The organism is Streptomyces sp. NRRL S-118, from assembly GCF_000716335.1.
GTDB lineage: Bacteria > Actinomycetota > Actinomycetes > Streptomycetales > Streptomycetaceae > Streptomyces.
Window position 1 is genome coordinate 15,893 of the sequence record NZ_KL591045.1, and the last position, 250, is coordinate 16,142.

At 71.2% G+C, this 250-nt stretch carries 1 protein-coding gene; it reads right to left on the reverse strand.

Going from position 1 to position 250, the window contains the following annotated elements; genetic code table 11:
• Positions 1–250: beta-ketoacyl synthase N-terminal-like domain-containing protein (locus tag IH00_RS0136050; RefSeq protein ID WP_158828180.1), on the reverse strand; the 250-nt coding region annotated here is incomplete at both ends.

Sequence of the window (250 nt, forward strand, 5' to 3'; positions counted from 1 at the left end):
CGGGTCCATCGCCACCGCCTCACGCGGCGAGATGCCGAAGAAGCCGGCGTCGAACTCGGCCGCGTCATAGAGGAAACCACCCTCGGCGGCGTACGCCTCCGTGTCGAACGTCTCGCCCACGTCCCAGCCCCGGTCGTCCGGGAAGGGGCCCATGGCGTCGGTGCCGTCGGACACCAGCCGCCACAGGTCCTCGGGCGTCTGCACGCCACCGGGATACCGGCACGCCATGCCCACGATCACGATCGGGTCG